The following is a 21,465-nucleotide window of genomic DNA, read 5'->3' on the forward strand; positions in this document are numbered from 1 at the left end:
CATGGGAACGGGAACAACTCTCAATGATATCGACTTCGGAAACGCAACCTGTGTACAGGATACCTGCTGCGTAAAACCAGCCCTTGGAATGATCGCTTGGTATCCTTTTGATGAAGACTCCCCGGGACTTGCCCACGATATTGCCTCGAAAACTCAAAGCGGTTGGCACTATCTGGATCAATTCGGTACTACTGAAGGCAAAGTCGGCGGTGCTTTCGTATTCGATTCCGAACGCTATGTTCGTGTCTTCGAAGATCCGTTCGCACAAATCGATACCGGAGATTTCACGATCGATGCCTGGATACAGCCAACTGCATTCGACCCCGATTGCCTGGACTACCCGTACCATCCATGCGCGGCTATGCCGATTGTCGACAATCGTCGTTGGGTAGAAGGCGATACCGGCGACAACGGTATAATGTTCTATGTCAAACCTATCTCCGCAACTCACGGTCGTCTCGGCCTGGCAATGAACATTCACCCGAATGCACCGGACTCATTTGAGACATCAACTGCTCCGGTCGTGCTCAGCGACTGGCAGCATGTAGCGGTCACCGTTGCGCGTAACGGCGGAACCACACTTGGAACATTCTACTACAACGGCAACCCCGTCGGCACATTCATCCCGTTGGCAGGATCAATCTTTAGCACAGCAGGTCCGGGATCGACGATGGACATTGGCCACGGTCCGACCAGCAGCAGCTATGGCGCAGGACAGGCTTGCCGCCAGAAGGAAAAGTACTTCACCGGGCCCATCGACGAAGTTGAAATTTTCGGACGCGCGCTAATTGGTGTCGAAGTTCAAGACATTTACCTTGCAGGCTCGCGCGGCAAATGCAAGATCTCGTGTGCGATTCCCGGTTCCGTCGTGTTGTGTCGAACCGCGACGACAGTCACAGTGAACATGACAATCTGCAACCAGTCGCCATACACCTCGGTTGCAAACTTCTCGTTTGCTCCCTTGGCATCCGGCTCGGGCTGTAACTTTGATGCGTCCGGCGTGACTTTCAGTCCGGCGAACGGCACTCTCACTCTTCTGCCGGGACAGTGCACTCAGATTCCTGTAACGCTGACTCGCCCCCTTGGATTTGTGCCGGGCAACGTCGCCTGCTTCTGCATCACCGTGCGCGATACACAAACTGGCGCAATGAGCACTTGCTGTTCAAAGCTCCTTGCCAGCAATGCTTGGTGTGTGACAGTCAAGGATCCGATCGACATTATCAAGTTGAACACTGGAATGGCGCGAGCGTTTACCTTCACGGTCAAGAACGAATCCGATTCACTGGCGACCTTTGACTATTCCCTTCGTTCCGAAAGCGGCGAACATGGCAGTACTCCAACTTCACTGGCTCTCAACGGCCTCCCGCCCGGCGCTCCGGTGAGCGGCTCGCTCGTCCTCCCGCCGTGGTCCGAAAGTGATATCGTTGGTGATGCGGTCCTGATGGCCTATCGCCCGATGGATCTGGAGTCGATTTTGTTGGAAGCTGATGTCGATGGCGACGGTATTCCCGATCCGCTCGGTTCAGTTCGAATTCAGCCAACGAGCTTCCCTGATTGCAATGACAATGGTATTGATGATGCACTCGACATCCTCAACGGAACATCCGCTGACGGCAATAGCAACGGGTTCCCGGACGACTGCGAAGGCACTATGAGCGATCCTTCTCAGTGCTACATTTGCGGTGACGCGGATGGCAGTAGCGTCGTAACAATCAGCGATGTCGTCTTCCTGATCAATTATATCTTTGGCGGTGGTGCTGCACCAAATCCAATTCTTGCCGGCGATGCCAATTGCGACCTCTCAGTTACGATTTCGGACGCAGTTTCGCTGGTGGGTTACGTTTTCTTGGGCGGCGCGCCTCCTTGCGATGCTTGTCCATAGAGATCGAATTACCATGCACAAAGGCAAAGGGCCGGCTTGCGCCGGTCCCTTCTGCCCTCCCTTTTCCCTTTAGCTTTTGAGCCCTGCCCTCATTGTTGGCCTTATTGTCTCTGACTTGTCGCTAATTATCTTACTTCACGGCCTCGCACGTTTTCTCTTGTCGATCGCGAGCTTGTCCAAGAATCGATCGCCGCAATAGGTCTAATCAACTTTCGTGCCAAGCAGGAAGCAGACTCAATCTGTCTAACTCGTTAGATTTCAATTGGGATTTTGTCTTCTTGCGCGGACCTTCTCCACCGCGTGGCAAATCCACCCATAAATGGCACTTCCACTCATGGCAATTCCGCCATATTGATTCACAGATCCGCGACAATGTTAGGACTGCTCAGTAGATTTCGCTACTCGCCTTCCCCTTATTCTAATAAAAGACTCATCGCCCTTCATTTCCAGTTTGACCAACAGGCGATAGAGGACTATCTTGCAGTAAGGATGAAGACATTTTGACAACTCGATTACTTGTGACTCAATCGCACACTATGACACGTAGCATCCCTGGAACTCGCCAAGTGCTCCTGCTTCTTGCCTCTCTGTTCATCACTCTTTCGCCAAGTCTATTCGCGATTGAAAAGTTCTCGATCGAAATCGACCGCGATACATCGTTGCTACCCTACAAATTCGTTACGCGCTACAACAATCCGGATGCCGTGAACCGCGTCCCAATTAGCGGCGTGGTGCCGTTCTGAAACCGTTTGTCGAGCCATCCGATTCCGGTATTGTTATCTTGTTGCGAAATGGCAATACTGCCGAAAGAGGTCCAGCAGTTATCAGCAAAAACCGGCTTCCTTCTCTATACGGCATTGACTGCTCTCCGTTTCTAACAATCACAAACTGGAGTACCTACCGCGACTCACTACGCCAGCGCGAATTACTCTGTGGCTGCGCACATTGGAACGATTCTGTCTGGGCATTTCGATTTGACCCGGAGACCGACTCGTTGAAAAAGACCCTTTTGCTAACAGTTGACACTCCCGGATTTCCACCCAGCTCTTCATGCTCACCAACCCTTCACTTAGTTTCGGACTATGACTTCGATGGAATGCACGAAATGATTGTCTACTTTGATGCAGGAGCCAAGCGTCTGCCGCGCGAGCTCTTCTCTATCAAACTGGAAACAATGGAATTGCAGTGGTCGCTACCGATGGCTTCCGAGATGCATCCAGGTTGTCTGTTCGACTGTCGCGATTCGCTCCGACCAGCAATCATACTTGCAACCAGCCCATCTGGTCAGGGAATGGAAGATTCTGAGTTCAGCGACTTCTACAGCTACTTGGTCAAAATCGACCGAAATGGCAAGATCTTGCTGAAGCGAGTCGTAGCTGCCTATCCGTATCACACCTATTTTCAACGATGGTCCATTCCCGGAGAGTTTCTTCTATTGCACAACATCAAGTCTGATGAATCTGAGACGAATACCGAGTACGTCACTAATCAAAACTATCTCTCCGTCATCGACATTGATGGTGCTTTGCTGCAGTCGACACCGATTGGAGACTACGTTGCAGGTGTGTGGCAAATGCCGTACCGCGAGATTTCAGCCGCCAACTATCTGCTTCTCCAGGACGACATCATCAGAGTATATGATGACTCGCTTCGACTCATCGCCATTTCCAATCAATTGGACAAAGTACGTGCACCAAACAACTACTTGGGTCACTTCAAACTGCCTAATCGTGCGGACGAGGTATTTGTCTTTTGCAATGGCGTTTATTCACGCGACATGGAGAAGCTCCTGGCGTTCCCGTTTGGCATAGAGTACTACGATTTCACTGCATTCGACAGTAACGGTACCGCGAGCGAATTCTTGATAAGCAGTATCAATGGCTATGCGATTGGAAAGATCGAATACCGAAGTATCTGGGAGCGCCTGTCAATCCTTTACGTCGACTACCAGAAATACATTCTCGTCGCCGTAACTGCCCTGCTCGTAACTTTGGTGCTCACCAACTTCTATCGTAGCCGCACCAAACGCAACCTGCTGATGATAACCCAACAGAAACAGGAAATCGAACGCTCGCATCACGAGATCACCGAAAAGAATCACGCACTCGAAAAAGCTTATCGCGACCTCGAAAGCGCCACCGAAGAAATTGCTCTTCAGCGCGCTCGACAGGCAGCCGCTGAGCAATACCGAACGGCCTCAGGGCAGTTCAGGCACGAAATCAATAACGCACTCGGTGCAGTTAAGATTTTCGTATCCAATGTCGTTCACGGCACAGCCGGCGGCGGACACCGCATCCAATTCGAAAAACGCCATTCGGAGTTGTCCCAGTCTCTTGATCATTTGTTTCGCGATGTGACCAACATCGACCCGGCGATGCGCTCGAGCATACTGGCGCAATTGGTCGAACTCGATGCCATAGACAAGAAGCTGATGAAAAGCATGGACGAAGTCGTTCTACGAGGCGTCGAACGGGGATTGGGACTGGCCGAACGTCTGCGCAAGTATGAACGCATCGATCACGACGACACGTGGCAACCAGTATCTTTGGCAGCCGTCATCGACGAAATCGCTTTTCCATCCCAACAACAACGCTCCGAAGCCGGGATCGCATTTTCCAACTCAGTAACCGCCGATTCAATCGTCACCGGAAGCTACGAGCTGTTCGCAATTCTTTTCCGCAATCTGCTCGACAATTCCATCGACGCGCTGATCGCAAAAGTCGAAGGCAGCCGCAAGATCGAAGTCAGCACTTTCGCAGCCGACGATAAGTCGATCTCTATCAACTGGACAGACACCGGCGTCGGCATCTCAGCCGAGAATTGTCCGAAGATATTCGAACCATTCTATACTGAGAAACCAACTACCGGAAGCGGACTCGGATTGTCAATGGTCAGGACCATTGTCGAGAAATACAACGGCAGCATCAGCGTCGAAAGTACGCCCGGTCAATACACAACTTTCTCACTTGTCTTTCGGAGAAGTTAATATATATTGAACTATCCAGTTTCGCAGAATTGGACAACAGGACGCTATACTAAAGCAGGAAACAGGTACAAAGGTGTTCTCAACTGGTACGTTTTTCATACTCCAATCCGTACGATATGAATAGTCAACTTCGCGACGTCCTTTCCCAAGCCACCATTCTCCTTGTCGATGACGACCCCACAATGCTCTCTTCTCTGGCTGCCGTGTTTGGCGACCAGTACCAAACCGCGCTTGCAGCATCGGGCCAAGAAGCAATCGATGCCGCAACTTCCGATAAAGCGATTGCTTGTGTGGTTATGGATATCAAGATGCCCGGCATGGACGGCATCACAGCGGCGCGCGAAATCAGGCGCACCAACCCTGATCTGCCGGTGATCTTCTTCACAGGTTTTGCAGGTCAGTATTCAGAAAACGATATCGACCGCTCAGAGAAACCGTTCGACTTCGTCACGAAGGGACAATCGCTTACAACCTTGTCGCGTTCTATCCGCAACGCCATTGAGTCATTCTATCTCAAGACTAACAACAAATTACTCACGCTCTATGGCGAAACCAACTACGGCATCATTGGCGGCTCATTTGCCATGCAAAAAGTCAGCGCCCTGATCCGTCAGGCGGCACAGAGCAACACGCGTGTGATGATTCTCGGCGAGACTGGTACCGGCAAGGAATTGGTTGCGCGGGCGATTCACGCCCATTCGAGTCGCAACAACAAGCAACTCGCTATTCTCAACTGCAATCATAAGTCGCCTGACTTGGTCGAATCAGAATTATTCGGTCATATCAAAGGTGCCTTTACAAGTGCAATTGCCGACCGCACCGGCCTGTTCGAGTTTGCCGACGGCGGCACGGTATTTCTTGATGAAATCGGCGACCTCGACATCACAACGCAGGGCAAACTGCTCCGAGTGCTCGAAACCGGCGAGTACCTACCGGTCGGCTCGACCTCAACCCGCAAGACCGACACGAGATTGCTGTGTGCAACTCACCGTGATCTCGAGCAAATGATCAAAGACGGCAAATTTCGCGAGGACCTGTATTATCGCCTCAAAGGTGTCGTTATTACAATACCTCCGCTGCGCTCGCGCAAAGAGGACATTCCCCTATTGGTGGAAAGGCTATTTGAAAAACTCACCTTGGCTTCGGGTGCGCCAATGAAAATCTTCGACCCGTCCGCCATCAAAGCCCTCCTCGAGTTCGATTGGCCCGGTAACGTCCGCCAACTTCTTAATATCATCGAGTCGGCAGTTGTGCTTACGCCTTCAGATTTGATTATTGCCGATGACATTTACAGCCTTCTCAACTCATCCCCAGTCGATGGTAACAACAGCCGCCAGCGTCTTTCTGAAAGACTGCGAGATATGGAACGAACTCTCATCATCGAAGCGCTTTCCGAGACAAACTACAATGTCGGCGCCGCGGCAGGTCTTTTGGGCATCGACAGCTCAAATCTCCACAAGAAGATAAAATCCTACGCCATCAACATCGCTACTCAACGCTAAACCAATCTTGAATTCAACTGCATCAGTTGCTTGTCAAACTTCAGTCCTACCTTATCTTCCCAATCACTTGTGCTCATCACCCGGCGCTTCTAAAACTAATGGCTAAAGGGCGAGAATCTTGAAAACTGTCGATAACAAAACCGTCTATTCTGCAACCGATCTCTGCGATCACCTCGAGTGTCTTCATCTGACAACGCTCAAAGTGCGCGACTTGACGGAGGATCTGCCCAAGGACGCCCCCGATGATCAAAGCCAGATCATCATGGCTCGCGGTATCGCACACGAACAGCGCTTTCTCGATCATCTGCACAGCTCGGGCAAGACCATTGCCAATTTGAAAGACTTGCCCAAAGACGACGACCAACGCGCCCACGCTACGATGGATGCCATTCGCTCCGGTGTCGACGTAATCTATCAAGCCTACCTTCGCGATGAGCCCTTTGCCGGTTATGCCGATTTCCTGATCAAATCTACGACTCCATCAAAGCTTGGAGACTTTTCCTACGAAGTCGTCGACACCAAACTGGCGCTTCATGCCAAACCGCTTTACATCATCCAGCTCAGCCTTTACACCGAGTTTCTCGGCAAGGTTCAGGGAGCCGCACCAAAACAGATGCACGTCGTTCTCGGCGACAATCGCCGCGAGTCGTATTTGCCGCAGGATTTCTATCACTATTACTGCCAATTGAAATCAGACTTCCTGCAGCACATCACAGCTCAGCCGGAGGTCTATCCTGACCCTTGCGATCACTGCGGCGTCTGCAGTTTTCGTACCCTGTGTCAAACGCGTCGCGAAAAAGACGACCACCTATCGCAGGTTGCCAATATCCGCTCCAGCCAAATTCGCAAACTCGCTACCGCCGGAGTTTTGACCCTCGCGCAACTCGCAGACACAAAGGAAACTCACATCAAAGGCGTTTCCGACAACTCGCTTGATCGACTAAAACGCCAGGCTCAACTTCAACTGCACAAACGCACAACCGGTGACGACAAATACATCCTGCTTGATCCGCACGGTGATAATCTCGGCCTTCATACAATTCCCGAGCCCAGCGAAGGCGACCTGTTTTTCGATATCGAAGGCAATCCCCTCTATCCTGAAGGTCTGGAATACCTCTTTGGAATCTACAGCATCGAAAAAGGTATCCCCAACTTCAAAGACATCTGGGCGCACAATCATCCCGACGAGAAACGTTCATTCAAAGAGTTAATCAGTTTCTTTATCGAGCGCCTCGACCAGTTTCCCGACATGCACATCTACCACTATGCGTCATACGAAGAGACCGCCGTTAAGCGCCTCATGTCCAAATACGGCGTTATGGAATTCGAGGTTGACCGGCTTCTTCGCGGCAAGGTGTTCGTCGACTTGTACAAAGTCGTCACCCACTCGCTGCAAACTTCGGAGCCGTCATACTCCATCAAGAACATCGAGACTTTCTACATGACCAAGCGCCAAAGTGAAGTCAAAACTGCATCGGCGAGCATCGTCTACTACGAGCGCTACATCGAATCGCACGACCAGAAGTGGCTCGATGACATCAAATCGTACAATCTCGAAGATTGCAAATCACTGCTCCTGTTGCGCGATTGGCTCCTGAAACTTCGTCTTGATATTGTTCGTCCAGCAGTACCCGCACCGGAACCTGACGAACCGAGCGAGAATCGTCTTCAGCAGGAACGACAGATACGTGAGTTTGAACTGGCGCTGACATCGACTTTGCCCGATGACGAATCGCTCTACACCCCGGAACAGCAACTCGACAAACTGATCTTTGACCTTGTCGATTTCTACCGGCGCGAAGCCAAGCCTGCATGGTGGCGCATGTTCTCGCGTCAGACGATGACTACCGAAGAGATCATCGACGACGGCGATTGCATCGGTGGACTTGAGATTTCCACCGAGCATCCGCCCTATCCTGACAAGCGCTCAATGGTCTACACCTACAAGTTTCCCGAACAGGACTTCAAACTGAAAGTTGGCGAGCAGTGCAAGATCGCTGCAAACCTCGCTCTCGCAGGAACTATCATCGACATTGATCCCGATAAGCGTCTGGTCAAACTCAAGCGTGTCGATGCCGGCAAAGAGCCGTTGCCGACCCGCTTCGATCTCGTACCCGGGAGTCCGATTAGCACAGATCCGCTGCGTTTAGCTTTATGGCGGTTCGTCACAGATTATATTGACGCCAAGCCCGCCGGACAACGGCCGTATCCCGCCCTTCTCGACTTGCTCCAGCGTCGCGTTCCGAATATCACCGGCATTTCACACGGTACGCCGCTGTATGATCCACCATCGCTCAAACCCGAAGTCTGCACTTCACTCGCCAAACGCATGTCCGATACCTACCTCTTCATTCAGGGTCCTCCCGGTACCGGCAAGACCTATACTGCCTCTCGCATGATTGTCGAACTGATGAAGTCGGGTAAGAAGATCGGTGTCACTGCCAACAGTCACAAAGCTATCCACAACTTGCTTGAGAAGATTGAAAAGCATGCCCTCGAAATCGGTTTCAATTTTTCCGGCTACAAGAAGTCCTCTCGCGGCGATGACGACACCGCCTTCAACGGGCATTTCATCGAGTCAGTCCCTGCAAACGAAGATGTTATCGCAAATCTTCCCGGCTGTAGCCTTATCGCCGGAACCAGTTGGCTCTTCGCCAATCCAGGGCTGATTCAGCAACTCGATTATCTCTTCATCGACGAAGCTGGCCAATTGTCATTGGCGCACATCATTTCCGCTGGAATCTCGGCGCGCAACCTCGTTCTCATCGGCGACCAAATGCAATTAGCACAACCGACGCAGGGAGTTCATCCCGGCGAGTCCGGCAAATCTGTATTGGATTACTTGTTGCAGGGAAACCACACAATCCCTATCGAGTCCGGCGTTCTCCTCGATACCACCTATCGTATGCACCCCAGGGTTTGCAGCTTCATCTCAGACGCAATTTACGATGGTCGTATCAAATCGCATCCCAAGTTGGACCAGCATCGTATCCAACCATCAGCAACTGAAAAGATGACCCTGCCCGACGCCGGAATTCTCTGCGACTTCGTCGTCCACATCGGCAATGGCCAGCGCTCCGCTGAAGAAGCCGCCCGCATTCGCGATTACTATAGCCGACTACTCAAGCTCGAGTTTCGTGATAGCGACAGCACAATCAAGAAGCTGACCGAAGACAACATTCTCGTCGTTTCGCCATACAACATGCAGGTGAATCTACTCAAACAGCAGCTTGGCCCTCTTGCGCGAGTCGGCACCGTGGACAAGTTCCAGGGTCAGGAGGCCGAAGTCGTCCTAATCTCAATGTCTACCTCAAGCCCGGAGGAAATCCCGCGCGGTCTCAACTTCCTCTACAGCCAGAATCGTCTCAACGTTTCGCTCTCGCGAGCCAAAACACTGGCTATTCTTGTGCTGAGCCCGGAACTGCTAAGCGTCCGCTGCAGCACCATTGATCAAATGCGTTTGGTCAATACACTTTGTTGGGTTAAGTCGTACAGTGAATCGCTAAATGGGAAGACTGATAGGCTTGACTAAGTCGCCAACTGTTTATCGAAAGAACTAAATCGACAAACCGCCCAATTTCATCGGGTCATCTATCGCAACAATCTCTTTCAAGACGTATGCTTCGGCAAACTGCACTCGTATTTGACTTCCCAGCGCTCCATCATTGGCTCGAACGAAATCAAACAGATCGGCGCCGGGCGAAAATACCTTGTTTGTCTTGTCCCCTTCGCGGAACTGCGAGTTATAACACCGGATCGCGGCAAGCTTACGCTCGTATTGCGCGGACACATCAACCGCGAAACTCGGAACTGTTGGCTCGTAATACGTAGAATACAGAATTTTTCTCGGTCGATGCGGCTCTCCGGTCAACTTTGCCTTTTTCAATCCCGCATAATGGCACGCATCAAAACTCAACTGCGAACAAACACGATGATCCGGATGCCGTTGCTGCCAATGTGGAATGATTATTAACTGCGGCGCAAAATCGCGAATCTTCTGCGCCAATACTGCTCTTGCTGCCAGTGAATTTTCAAGATACGCATCCGGCAGTCCCAAATTCGCACGCTCCTTGACACCGAGTATCTTTGCCGCTTCCGTCGACTCCGCCAATCGCGTCGCCGAATCTCCTCGAGAACCCATTTCCCCTTCCGTCAAATCGAGAATCCCAACGCTGTAGCCGAAATCCACAAACTTTGCGATCAGTCCGCCGGACGTTATCTCCACATCGTCGCGATGAGCCGCGATCGCCAATACATCGACTTTAGTCGTCATTGTTTCTCCCTGCGATTACGCGCAGATAGTAGTCCTCGTACATCGGCACCATCCGGTCAGCGGAGAATCTCGTCACTGCAGTATTGCGCGCCGCTTCCTTCATTGTCGCCAGCTTGCCCCTATCGCTCAACAGCCCTATCGCCGCCTCCGACATACCTGTGACATCCCCAACGGGTAACAGAAATCCATCCACACCATTCGTGACCAGTTCCGGCAATCCGCCGGTATCGCTGACCATCGCCGGGACGCCACACGACATTGCCTCCAGCGCCGATAATCCAAACGACTCTGTTTGCGATGGCAGTACGAACAAATCAGCCACTGGAAGAATCGTCCCGATCGAATCCTGATTGCCCAACAGCATCACTTCATCATTTAGTCCGTGCTGTCCGATCAGATGTTCCGCCAGACTCATTTCCGGGCCGTCGCCCACAAGTACCAGCTTCGTTTTGACTTTTTCGCGGACGCGCCTGAATATCTCAATCACGTCGGGGATTCTCTTCACCGGGCGGAAGTTCGACGCATGCATCATGATCATTTCGTCTTCTGCCGCGAACGTCCGCCGCGAGCAATGGCGCACGCCCGGTTTGAAGTCGTCGACATCGACGAAGTTCGGAATCACCGCAATCGGTTTCTTAGTGTCGAACATCTCCACGGTCTGCTCGCCAACGACAAGGTGTAAGGCGGATACTTGAAAAGCGGGTAACTGGACACATCCACCTGGTGGAAGAACACATTGTCGCGGAACTGATCGAGACGAAACGGCAATTGGTACGAAATGAAATGCACCTGATGCCCGCGCGCAGCTAACAGCATCCCCAACTCAGTAGCGACAATGCCTGATCCACCGACCACAGGGTAACACGTTATGCCGATCTTCATCTAATCCTCGCCACAGCCTACTCCAGACTGATCAAATGATGAACCTTGCTGTTGCAGTCAACCGCATCATACAGTGTATCGACAACGCTCGGTCCGTACTTTGCTATGTAATAATTCAAAGGGAAACTGCGCTCCTGCATCTTCCCGTCCGGAAACAAACTGAACGCCACCCGCTCTACTTGCGCTCGCAAGGTCTGATTTTTTTTACGATGCGCTTGGAAAACCTTCTCTTCGAGATTCTTGATCTCAAGGTCGAGCCTGCCCGCGATACGGTTCGCATTTGTAATCAGCCCGTGGTCGCTTTGGTCGAGATGCACCGCGATTTCATCCATCTGCCGTTTGACTTCCTCGCGCAATGTCGCAAAGCGTTGCTCGAAATCTGAGGGGAAAGTGCGCTTCAATATCTCATTGGTCAAATGCCCGAGATCCTGCAACGCATCCTCAAACGAAATTTCCAGCTTTTCCATCAACCTCGCTATTGCCGGTTCGATTATCGTCGCTGAATATCGCGGATAGATGATAGGCGCCGCCTCATCAAATACGTCGAACAACTCCTTGATCTGACTGAAATACGCCGCCTCCGCCGGACCCGCAAAATACACCAATGTCGGAAACATGTGGCTCTGCACAATCGACCGCAAAAACACGTTTGGCGAAAACAGCGATGGCGATTTCTCCAACATTGCCTCAAGGTCAGTCTGCGAAACAAACTTCCCTTCAATCGCAAATCCGCCCTCGGCGAAGTCGATTCGCGTCCGTTTGCCATTATAGTAGAACAAATTCGAATACGATCCGGGGCGCGCTACCTGAAGATGATAACCCTGCTGCTCAAGCCGCGAATTGCGTTCTTCTACCAGTTTCGCAGCCTTCTCGCGCAGTTGCACTTCTTTCCTGAATATCGGTAATGCTAACTCCCGGAACACGGGATCGGTGGGATCAATAAGTACCAAACCGCGATCGGCGAAGATCTTACAAAGATATTTGCCGAACGCCGTCACAACCGATTCACCCGGTTGATAGCATTCCCGCAAAGTCGCCATCAATTCTGCGCGAAACTCCGTTTCCGGCAGCGTCTGCTCATAAGCATCAAGCAACTCGACAATCTTCTCGTCCAGTCGCACCGAACCCATCGGCTGACCGCTGATCGGCGTGGCCGGCTCCCAACTCAAGTTCGCCATCTTGTTGTCCGCAGTCGGCACGGTTATCTTGGCGACTTCTTCAAAATCCGCATCGTCAGCGGCGAGCCAGAAAATCGGCACAACCGTTCCCGCCAGTTTGCGGCAATTTGACTCGGCCAGTTTGATCGCAAGGCTGGCTTTGTAGAACGTAAACAGCGGCCCACCGAAGAGCGTAACCTGCTGTCCTGTGAAGACTGCGCTAGTCGCCGGGTCAAGCAGCCTATTGATATTGTCTATTGTCTTCGGCCCGGCGCCAAATGCCTGGTTTTGACGCAATAACGCCGCTACGATCTTCTCTCGATCATAGCGGCGTTGTTTTACTTTGTCGTGCACTTGTTGAAGCGCACTATCCGAATTGAAGTCGTAATGAAAGTAGTCCGTTGTCTTGCCCGCCAAAAAATCCAGAAACAGCTTCCGGCTGCCGGGCATCTTTTCGAAACTAATGACCTTCTGCGACAACAACTTCTTTCTTACGCCATTTCTTCGTCAAATCATCCAGCAAACTATATACGACTGGTACGACAACCAGGGTCAATCCGGTTGAAGTGATCAGTCCGCCGATTACGGCGCGGGCGATACCGGCGCGAAGTTCCGCACCCGGCCCGATTCCCAGCGCCAACGGCAACATACCAAAAATCATCGCTGCTGTCGTCATAATAATCGGCCGCAATCTCACCGAGCTGGCCTTAATCAACGCTGCCCTTCGTTCAGTGCCGCGCGCCATTTCCTGTTTGGCAAAATCAATGAGCAAGATTGCGTTTTTCGTCACCAACCCCATTAACATCACAATTCCAATCAGCGACATGATCGAAATCGAACTGCCAAAAAACAGCAGCCCAAGGAACGCTCCCAGCAGTGACATCGGCAGCGATAACATGATCGAAAATGGATCGGTCAGACTCTCGAACTGCGAAGCCAACACCAGATAAATCATCACAATCGCCAGGAAAAGCGCTTCAATGATGTAGCCGAATGCTTCCATCTGGAATTCCGCCTCGCCGGTCGCGTAAATGCTGTACCCGGGCGGCGTCGGAATCATCTGTGCCTTAGCCAGCGCCTCATTGCGGACATCGCCCGCAAACCGACCTGCGTTATTGCCGGTAACTTTGACCGTTTTCTGCCGGTCATAGCGCGTGAGTTCAGCAACGGCACTCGCTTCATTGAACTTCGCTACATAACTCAGCGGGAATTGGTGCCCCTTCTGGCCGTCAATGTCCTTTGCCGAGGGAAGCAGAATTCTTGACAGGTCTGACAGATCATTCCGGTCCTCAGTCTTCAACCGCAGCCTCACATCTGCCTGCTTGTCACCTTCCTGGAATTTGAACGGCACGACGCCATTCACCAGATAACGCGATGCCAATGCAATCTGCGCGACATTCAGACCCAGATCCGATAACTTCTCTCGATCAAGTTCAATCTGAATCTCCGGCTTGCCCTCGCCCAGCGAGTTGTCAACCTCGACAGCGCCGGGAGTCGCACGTACTGAATCCTCGACCATCGCCGCCAATACCTTCAGTTGGTCCATCCGGTCGCCCGAAATCGAAATTTCGATCGGTGCGCCGCCGCCTTCGGCCTTTTCGCCGGTTATACTGATCTGCAATCCCGGATAGTTTGCCAAGTCTGCACGAAGCGACTCAATCACCTCAAACGAGGACCGCTCGCGCTGATCCAGTTCGACCATCCTCACCGTGATGGTTCCTTCATTGTCCGGGTTGATTCCGGTGCCGATTGTAGTGTAAACATCCTTCACCTCTGGATACTTCGCCAACACCTTTTCAATGTCGCGCGAAAGCTCCGAGGTCGCGTTCAGGCTCGTTCCCGGTGAGGTTTTAAACGCTACGAAAAACTCGCCGCGATCATATTCCGGCACAAACTCGGTTCCAATCAGCGGAACAATCATCAGACTGCCGGCAAATGCGAGCGTGGCGACGAGCATCACTATCGCTCGTCTATTTAATGCAAATCCCACTGAGTTCTGCAGGATGATATTCAGCTTTTCGAAGATCCCATTCCACCAGTTCGTGAATCGATAGATTGGATTCTTAGTCGCCTGATGGAATTCATGCTCCTGTTGAAGCCAGCGCGAGGACAACATCGGCGTTAGCGTAAACGCCACGAACAGCGACACCGCAACACTCACTGCCACAGTGATGCCGAATGCGTAGAAGAACTGTCCGACGATGCCCTTCATAAACGCCACCGGCACGAATACCACAATAATCGTCAGCGTCGTCGCCAATACCGCAAGCGCTATCTCCTTGGTGGCATCATAAGCTGCATCCGCCGGTTTCTTTTTGTATGACAAATGCCTGTAGATATTCTCGATGACGACGATGGCGTCGTCCATCAACAAACCCACAGCCAGCGACAATGCCAGCAATGTCATGAAATTCAGCGTGAAGTTAAGCATTCCCATGAACAGGAATGTCGCCACAATCGAGGTCGGAATCGCAATCGCCGAAATAATCGTCGCGCGCAAATCGGCCAGGAAGAAGAAAATCACAATGACCGCCAGTAGGCCGCCATAGATGATATTGACAATTACGTCGTGTACGGCTTCTTCGGTAAACTTCGACTTGTCCGCTGCGATCGTCACTTCGATATCGGACGGTAGCGTTTTCTGCAACTCTGCCAGACGCGACTTGACGGCTGCTGCCACGTCAACTTCATTGGCGCCGGATTGCTTCACCAGATCGAGTCCGACTGCCCTGCGGCCATTCAGTCGCGAAATCGACTCGACCTCCTTGGTCGTATCCTTAATCTCGGCAATATCTCGCAACAGCACCTGAACGCCTTGGTCGTTCTTGATTACAGTATTCGCCAGCTGTTCGACACTCGTAACCTTTCCGAGCGTGCGGATCGACACATCGCGGTCACCGCGCTCGATCTTGCCTGCTGGAAGTTCAAGGCTCGCCGCCTCAATTTTGTTCTGCACTTCGAATATCGAAAGATTGTACGACTCGAGACTGGTCAAATCCAGCTCCACCAGAATCTCCCGTTCTTCGCCGCCGACCAGTTCGACATTGCCGATACCGGCTGTACTCTCCAGTGCTTTCTTTATATCTTCCTTGGCAATCAGCGTCAGTTCTCGCGTCGAGCGGTTGCCTGCGATAGCCAAGCGAAATGATCGGCTGTGCCATTGGGTCGAATTTCTGGATAACCGGCTCTTCCATATCGTCCGGCAATTCGGCTCGAATACCGGCAATCTTGTCGCGCACATCCTGCGCTACAATATTCTCGTCCGACTCAAGCTGAAACTCCGCGAATGTAAAAGCATAGCCCTCATACGATGTCGATGTAATATGCCTTACACCCGAGACCGTGTTGATCGCGTCCTCCATTTTGGAGACGATCTCCGTTTCCATCGTTTCTGGTGAAGCGCCCGGATATTGCACCGTCACCACCACAAACGGGAATGAAATGTCCGGAAACATCTCGACGCTTAGATCGCGATAGGCGAACATTCCCAGTACCAGCAGCGCCAGCATCACCATCACAGTGAACACCGGCCGCGCTATCGAGATTTTTGCTAGTATCATATTACTTCTCTGATCTCACTACCGGATAACCGTTGGATAGAAAACCCTGTCCCAAGTAAACAACCTCGTCACCAGCTTCAAGCCCCGACAAAATTTCAATCGTTGTCTCATTCTTCAAACCCAAAGTCACAGTACGAGCATAGGCAGTGTCGTTCTTCACAACAAAGAGACTGTACACGCCTTCCTGCGACAACAGCGAAGACTGCGGCACACGCAACGCTGCCTCCGAACTCTCAATCACAAACTTTGCTTTAGCGAATGCGCCCGGCTGAAGTCTCTGATCCAGATTCGGTACCGACACCTCTACGGTGAATGTCCGCGTCTGCGGATCCGCCGCCGAAGCTACCCGCGTTACAATGCAGGTGTAATTGCTGTCGGCCATTGCCAGATGCAATTCGCCTGTCATTCCTACCGAAAACTTCTCCGCAAGACCTGCCGGAACTCCAAATGACATTCGCAGCGTATCCGTCCGGGCGACTCGCGCCGCTACCTTTCCCGCCGGAGGGATGTCGCCAACCAGCACATTCAATTCGACCAGCGTTCCGCTGATTGGCGAAGTAATCTCCACCATTTCCCGCGCCGCTGCAAAATTCGCCCGCGATACCTCGTATGCGCTCTCAGCTTGATCAAACTGTGTCTCGCTGATCGCCTTCTCTTCAAAGAGATACTTCATTTTGTTGAACGTTTTCTCAGCGTTCTCGAATGTCGATTTAGCCTGGAAATAGCTCGAGGATGCGCCACTCTTATCCAGAAACACCACCACGTCGCCTGACTTCACTTTGTCGCCGATCTTATGCGGAAGCGCTGTTACGGCTTCTGACAACCTCACATATAGATCTGCCTGCTTGATACCGACTAGTCCGCCGCCAAACTCGCGCTCGACCTCGATTCGACCAATCTCGGCAGCCGCCGTCTTGACCGGAATTGTCGGCAACGGCGTCGCCAGCTCGGCGTCAGAATTGTTTCCGCATGACGCCAACATCGCGGCAGCCAGTAATATTAGTAACCACCTGCTTCTCATCTATTGCTCCTTAAGTGCATCGAAATTATCCGAACCTGTAACCCGCTGAAGTCTATAAACCGCCAGCGCGACATCGTGAGTTGCCTGCACGTGATTTGTGCGCGCCAATGTCAACGCCGACTCCGATGAAAGTATTTCCAGTTGCGTACCGACACCATTCTGGTATCGAATCCTTGCGATTCGCAACCCTTCTTCTGCTTGTTCAATCGTCTTAAGCTGCGACTGCAGTCGCTCTACCGCTTCACTGTAGCGCAGGTATGCGTCGCGAACCTGAAATTCAACCTGCTCACGAGTTTTTTCATATCCCAACTCGGCTTGCAGCTTGTCGACCTTTGCTTTTCTGACCGATGCCTTGGTCGAGAATCCATTGAAGATTGGATAGGACAACGATATCGAAGCGACCCAATTCGGCGACCAGTCCTTGCCGTTTAGCCCAAGATCATCCGACTGGTAACGCCAGCCATATTGACTAACAAAATCAAACTTTGGCGAACCTTCCGACTTGGCAATTCCCACAGCGCGTCTGGTGATTTCCTTCAAGTGCTCCCTCTGCCTCAGCGACGCCCGATTGGCAACAGCTAATTCTGTCAACCGCACAAGGTTCAGGGTCTGAACATTCGAACTTGCATCATAGGAGTACTGAAGCTCCAGCGGCTCCGTCAGATCCATTGAAAGCAGATTTCTCAGCGCGTGCAGCGCCAGTTCCGATTGATTTTGCGCTTGCAGTAGTTGCGGACGCAAGTTCGCGACCTCAACCTCGGCGCGGAGTTTTTCATATTCTGAAACAACCCCCTGGGACTGCATCTTATCAACCATCTCCAGATTCAATTCCGCCGTTGCCAAAGCGTCGCGGTAAACGCTAACAACGTCGCGAGCCAGAATCACATCCAGAAACGTATTCCGAACCGCAAATGCAATCTCCGCTCCCGTTTCGTTGACGGCCTCTTCGACATACTTCCTGTAGGTGTGAGCAATCTTGATTGCCGCCAGTACCTTGCCGCCTTGCCAAATCGGCTGCGTCACGGTCAACCCTGCATCAATTTGATTGTCCGACCCCATCTTGAACGTCTGCCCTCCAAACACCACCTCTGGCACCAACAGATAGCGCGAATAGGTCGAACCCAGGCTCAGATGCGGGTACGCATCAGCCGTCGCCTTCTGTATTTCAGCTTCGGCTTTTTCAAGCTCCGAACGCGCTATCAGGTAATCCTGATTACTACGCAATGCCTCGGCTACGGCATCCTCAATAGTTAGTGTCCGCGCCGTCGCCTGATCTGCAACTATCCCCGACAACACGACGAACATCACCAAGGCCAACAGCCTCGCAACTATTTTCATCTCATAAGTCCCTTCAACGTAATTTCCACAGCCTCTCGGATATCTTTGCGACGGGAGTGGCCTTTGCCATAAAGCTGGCGTTCAACTATCAGTTTCATTAGCGATAGAAAATATTCTGCCGCGAATTCCGAATCGACCTTCTTGATGCGCCCGGCGCGAATATCTTCCTTCACAGTGGCGGCAATTACCTTCAAAAAGTGATGATACCCGGCATCCATATCCAACTTGACTTTGAGCCGCACTTCCGGCTGCTCAATCATCATCACCCGGTAATAATTCGGATATTCGACAAAAAAGTCAACAAATTGTGTCAATCCCGTCGTGATATGCTCAGCTACTTCGCATTTCTCTTCTACGAGATTGGCAAATCGTTGCAGTAGAGCGGTATGCCCCCGTTCAACTACTGCCGCAAACAGCTCCAATTTCGATGGGAAATGACGGTATATCGTCCCCTTGCCCGTGCCTGCCAATTCCGCAATTGCATCGACATTGCAGGTGTCGTAACCGTGGGTCGCAAACGATTCTAACGCCGCATCGAGAATCATCTCTTTGCGCTCGTTTTCCGGCAAATTGCGCCGTTTTGGCTTGATTGGTTCTCTTAACATTGTCTATTAGACGGACTGGTCAGTCCGTTTGTTCCGAAAAAAAACCATTATATCCACTTTTTTCTTTTGAAGAACCACAGAAGCCCGACAATTACCCCCACAATCAGAAGTACCGCAAAAGGATAGCCGAATTTCCACCGGAATTCCGGTATCGTCTCGAAATTCATTCCGTAGAACCCTACAATGAATGTTGCCGGGAGAAATAACGCCGAAAGTATCGTCAGAAACTTGATTACGGCATTGGTCTTGGTCGATACCATCGAGAAGTACAAATCCATTGCCGAGTTGATCGAGTCGCGCTGATTATCCGCGGTAGAAATCATCACATGCAGATGGTCATTGATATCCGAAAAGTAAATCGCCGCTTTCGGTGTTATTACATCAAACTTCTCTCTTGTAAACTGCGACATGATTTCCGACTGCGGCACAATCACGCGCCGGATAATCGCCAAATCTCGCCTGATCCGGAACATCTTCTTGAGAATATCCTGATCTGGATCTTCGAACACTTCCGCCTCTACCCCGTCTACTTCCTTCTCCATGGTGTTCTGCGCGCTGAAGTACGTGTCAACGATATGATCGAGCATCGTATGGAACAAAAAGTCCGCACCGCGTGAAATCAGCCGGCTGTCGCGCTGAAGCCTCTGCGCCACTGAATCCAGCGATGGTACCTGATGGAAATGCACTGTCACGACTGCATTCTGCGTCAGAAACAGCCCGATGCCCTTTGCCTCGATCTCGGTTTCCTGCACCGGTGGACCAAGTACTTGCACAATCGTGAACAAGTATGTGTCGTAATCATCTATTTTGGGATGCGACATTTCCGACAGAACGTCTTCAATCGCCAGAGGATGGAACTTGAACTCCGATGTCAGGACATACGACTCTTCGTCGGTCGGCGAGGACAAATCAACCCACAGCACACTGTCGCGTCGTGCGCAAAGCTTCTGGAATTCGCTAATTCCTTCGGCATAATTCAATCCGTCGTCGGTGGTATAGTAAAATGACCTGATCATCGCGGTTTCTCCGCCGTTTGCCACCAATTCTTAAGTGTACGCACGGCAATGTTCACATCTCGGGCGGTCGTGCAGGTTCTTGACCGGCCGCGCTTGGGAAGTGGGTAATTAGGCTGTTTTTAGCCCTTTGTCAAGGTTGAAGTGTCTCCGTCGTGTCTGCCTTCTGAGCCTCAATTTCGGCCTCGGCGCGGAGCTTCTTGAAGGTAATGTGATTCGTAAACAGGAAGTATATCCCGATGACAAAGACCGGAACAATATCCATGAAATGCAACACCAAACTGAACGCGGCTGCTTCTGCCCTTGGCACCTTAAACAGCTCATGCAGTACACTGATTACGATAATCTGGAACGAACCGATGTTTCCTGGCGATATCGGTATCATCAGGAGAAACGAGTTGATAATTACCACTACCACGCCCGCCCACGCCGGAATGTCAAGTTTGAATGCCAGGATCAGTGTGACTGCAACCAGCACATGGAATAACCACACCAATATCGAATAATAGCTGACCTCAAGGATTCCCCGACCACTCTTGAGCGAGGTCAACCCGCTGATCATCGACTGCGTCCATTTCTGCAGTTTCGTATACAGATTGGGGAAACGGCGCTTGATTCGCGTCTTGCCAAAATACTCCAGCGCCCTCTTATTCCGCCAAACCAGGAAGGCGACGCATAGGAATACGCCAATCCCGATTGCCGCGTAAATCTCCGCCTGTCTCAGCCAAACCGGGAAGGCAAAGATAAACGAAGCCAGATAGACGAGTACTATCAAGCTGATTCCGTCAAAAAGCACTTCCATCGCCACGGTCGTGAAGCACAGCGTCTTGGAGAGCCCTTCAGCCTTTGAAAGCATGACAATCCGCCCCGCCTGCCCGGTCAATGCCGGCAACGAAAGATTGATCATCTGCCCGACATGGAACAAAGCAAACATGCGCGTCTTTGACACAGGCTTGACTTCTCGAATCAGAGCCCGCCAACGCATCCCCTTGGCCCAGTTCATTGGTACGGCCGCACCAAACGACGCTAATAGATAGAGATAGTTGAGTTGGGCGATACTTGTCCACAACTCGCGCAGATTAACTTTGTAGAAGCTTAAGAATAGCAGGCCAATTGCCACCGCTACTCCCAAGACCTTCTTCCAATCCAGATTTTTGATCAATACCTCAGTCTTAATGCGATTCAATTGAAGAGCGAATAATAGTGTTCAATTGTGGTAGTGTCAACGAATTAGAGCGGGTTAGGA

At 51.6% G+C, this 21,465-nt stretch carries 13 protein-coding genes and 1 pseudogene; 5 read left to right on the forward strand and 9 right to left on the reverse strand.

The features are described 5' to 3' along the window. The first annotated feature begins 1 nt into the window (after position 1). The 5 genes from IPH59_07680 to IPH59_07700 all read left to right on the forward strand — a co-directional run bounded on the left by IPH59_07680 (position 2) and on the right by IPH59_07700 (position 9,902). Positions 2 to 1,882 (forward strand): hypothetical protein, encoded by a 1,881-nt coding sequence (locus IPH59_07680; protein MBK7091585.1) that lies wholly within the window; start codon positions 2 to 4, stop codon positions 1,880 to 1,882. A gap of 536 nt (positions 1,883 to 2,418) precedes the next feature. Further along, on the forward strand, positions 2,419 to 2,625 hold the full coding sequence (locus tag IPH59_07685; GenBank protein ID MBK7091586.1) for a hypothetical protein: 207 nt from the start codon (positions 2,419 to 2,421) through the stop codon (positions 2,623 to 2,625). A gap of 251 nt (positions 2,626 to 2,876) precedes the next feature. After that, positions 2,877 to 4,868 (forward strand): HAMP domain-containing histidine kinase, encoded by a 1,992-nt coding sequence (locus IPH59_07690; protein MBK7091587.1) that lies wholly within the window; start codon positions 2,877 to 2,879, stop codon positions 4,866 to 4,868. Between the two features lie 116 nt (positions 4,869 to 4,984). Then, a complete protein-coding gene (locus IPH59_07695) occupies positions 4,985 to 6,370 on the forward strand; it encodes a sigma-54-dependent Fis family transcriptional regulator (GenBank protein ID MBK7091588.1) in 1,386 nt (461 codons plus the stop codon). A 118-nt stretch (positions 6,371 to 6,488) separates the two neighbouring features. Continuing rightward, positions 6,489 to 9,902: a TM0106 family RecB-like putative nuclease gene (locus IPH59_07700; GenBank protein MBK7091589.1), complete on the forward strand. Its 3,414-nt coding sequence runs from the start codon at positions 6,489 to 6,491 to the stop codon at positions 9,900 to 9,902. Positions 9,903 to 9,926: 24 nt separating this feature from the next. Here the strand turns inward: IPH59_07700 and bshB1 are convergent, their stop codons facing one another. The 9 genes and pseudogenes from bshB1 to IPH59_07745 form a co-directional block, all read right to left on the reverse strand. Further along, complete coding sequence (gene bshB1, locus IPH59_07705) at positions 9,927 to 10,643, reverse strand: bacillithiol biosynthesis deacetylase BshB1 (protein ID MBK7091590.1); 717 nt, start codon at positions 10,641 to 10,643, stop codon at positions 9,927 to 9,929. Next, a pseudogene (locus IPH59_07710) lies at positions 10,633 to 11,525 on the reverse strand (glycosyltransferase). Before IPH59_07710 ends, bshB1 begins: the two are co-directional and overlap by 11 nt. A gap of 17 nt (positions 11,526 to 11,542) precedes the next feature. Then, positions 11,543 to 13,162: a bacillithiol biosynthesis cysteine-adding enzyme BshC gene (bshC, locus tag IPH59_07715; GenBank protein ID MBK7091591.1), complete on the reverse strand. Its 1,620-nt coding sequence runs from the start codon at positions 13,160 to 13,162 to the stop codon at positions 11,543 to 11,545. Further along, the gene (locus tag IPH59_07720) at positions 13,143 to 15,821 is read right to left on the reverse strand and encodes an efflux RND transporter permease subunit (protein ID MBK7091592.1); all 2,679 of its coding nucleotides are present in this window, start codon (positions 15,819 to 15,821) and stop codon (positions 13,143 to 13,145) included. Before IPH59_07720 ends, bshC begins: the two co-directional genes overlap by 20 nt. Positions 15,822 to 16,243: 422 nt before the next feature. Further along, the gene (locus tag IPH59_07725) at positions 16,244 to 17,263 is read right to left on the reverse strand and encodes an efflux RND transporter periplasmic adaptor subunit (GenBank protein ID MBK7091593.1); all 1,020 of its coding nucleotides are present in this window, start codon (positions 17,261 to 17,263) and stop codon (positions 16,244 to 16,246) included. After that, on the reverse strand, positions 17,264 to 18,601 hold the full coding sequence (locus tag IPH59_07730) for a TolC family protein (protein MBK7091594.1): 1,338 nt from the start codon (positions 18,599 to 18,601) through the stop codon (positions 17,264 to 17,266). It abuts the gene before it with no gap. Further along, a complete protein-coding gene (locus IPH59_07735; protein ID MBK7091595.1) occupies positions 18,598 to 19,206 on the reverse strand; it encodes a TetR/AcrR family transcriptional regulator in 609 nt (202 codons plus the stop codon). The genes IPH59_07730 and IPH59_07735 overlap by 4 nt, the downstream gene beginning before the upstream one ends. Positions 19,207 to 19,253: 47 nt before the next feature. Beyond that, positions 19,254 to 20,222, reverse strand: a complete 969-nt coding sequence (corA, locus tag IPH59_07740; protein MBK7091596.1) for a magnesium/cobalt transporter CorA — start codon at positions 20,220 to 20,222, stop codon at positions 19,254 to 19,256. A 130-nt stretch (positions 20,223 to 20,352) separates the two neighbouring features. Beyond that, positions 20,353 to 21,381 (reverse strand): flippase-like domain-containing protein, encoded by a 1,029-nt coding sequence (locus tag IPH59_07745; GenBank protein MBK7091597.1) that lies wholly within the window; start codon positions 21,379 to 21,381, stop codon positions 20,353 to 20,355. Positions 21,382 to 21,465 lie beyond the last annotated feature (84 nt).

The organism is bacterium (genome assembly GCA_016708315.1).
Lineage (GTDB): Bacteria > Zixibacteria > MSB-5A5 > CAIYYT01 > CAIYYT01 > JADJGC01.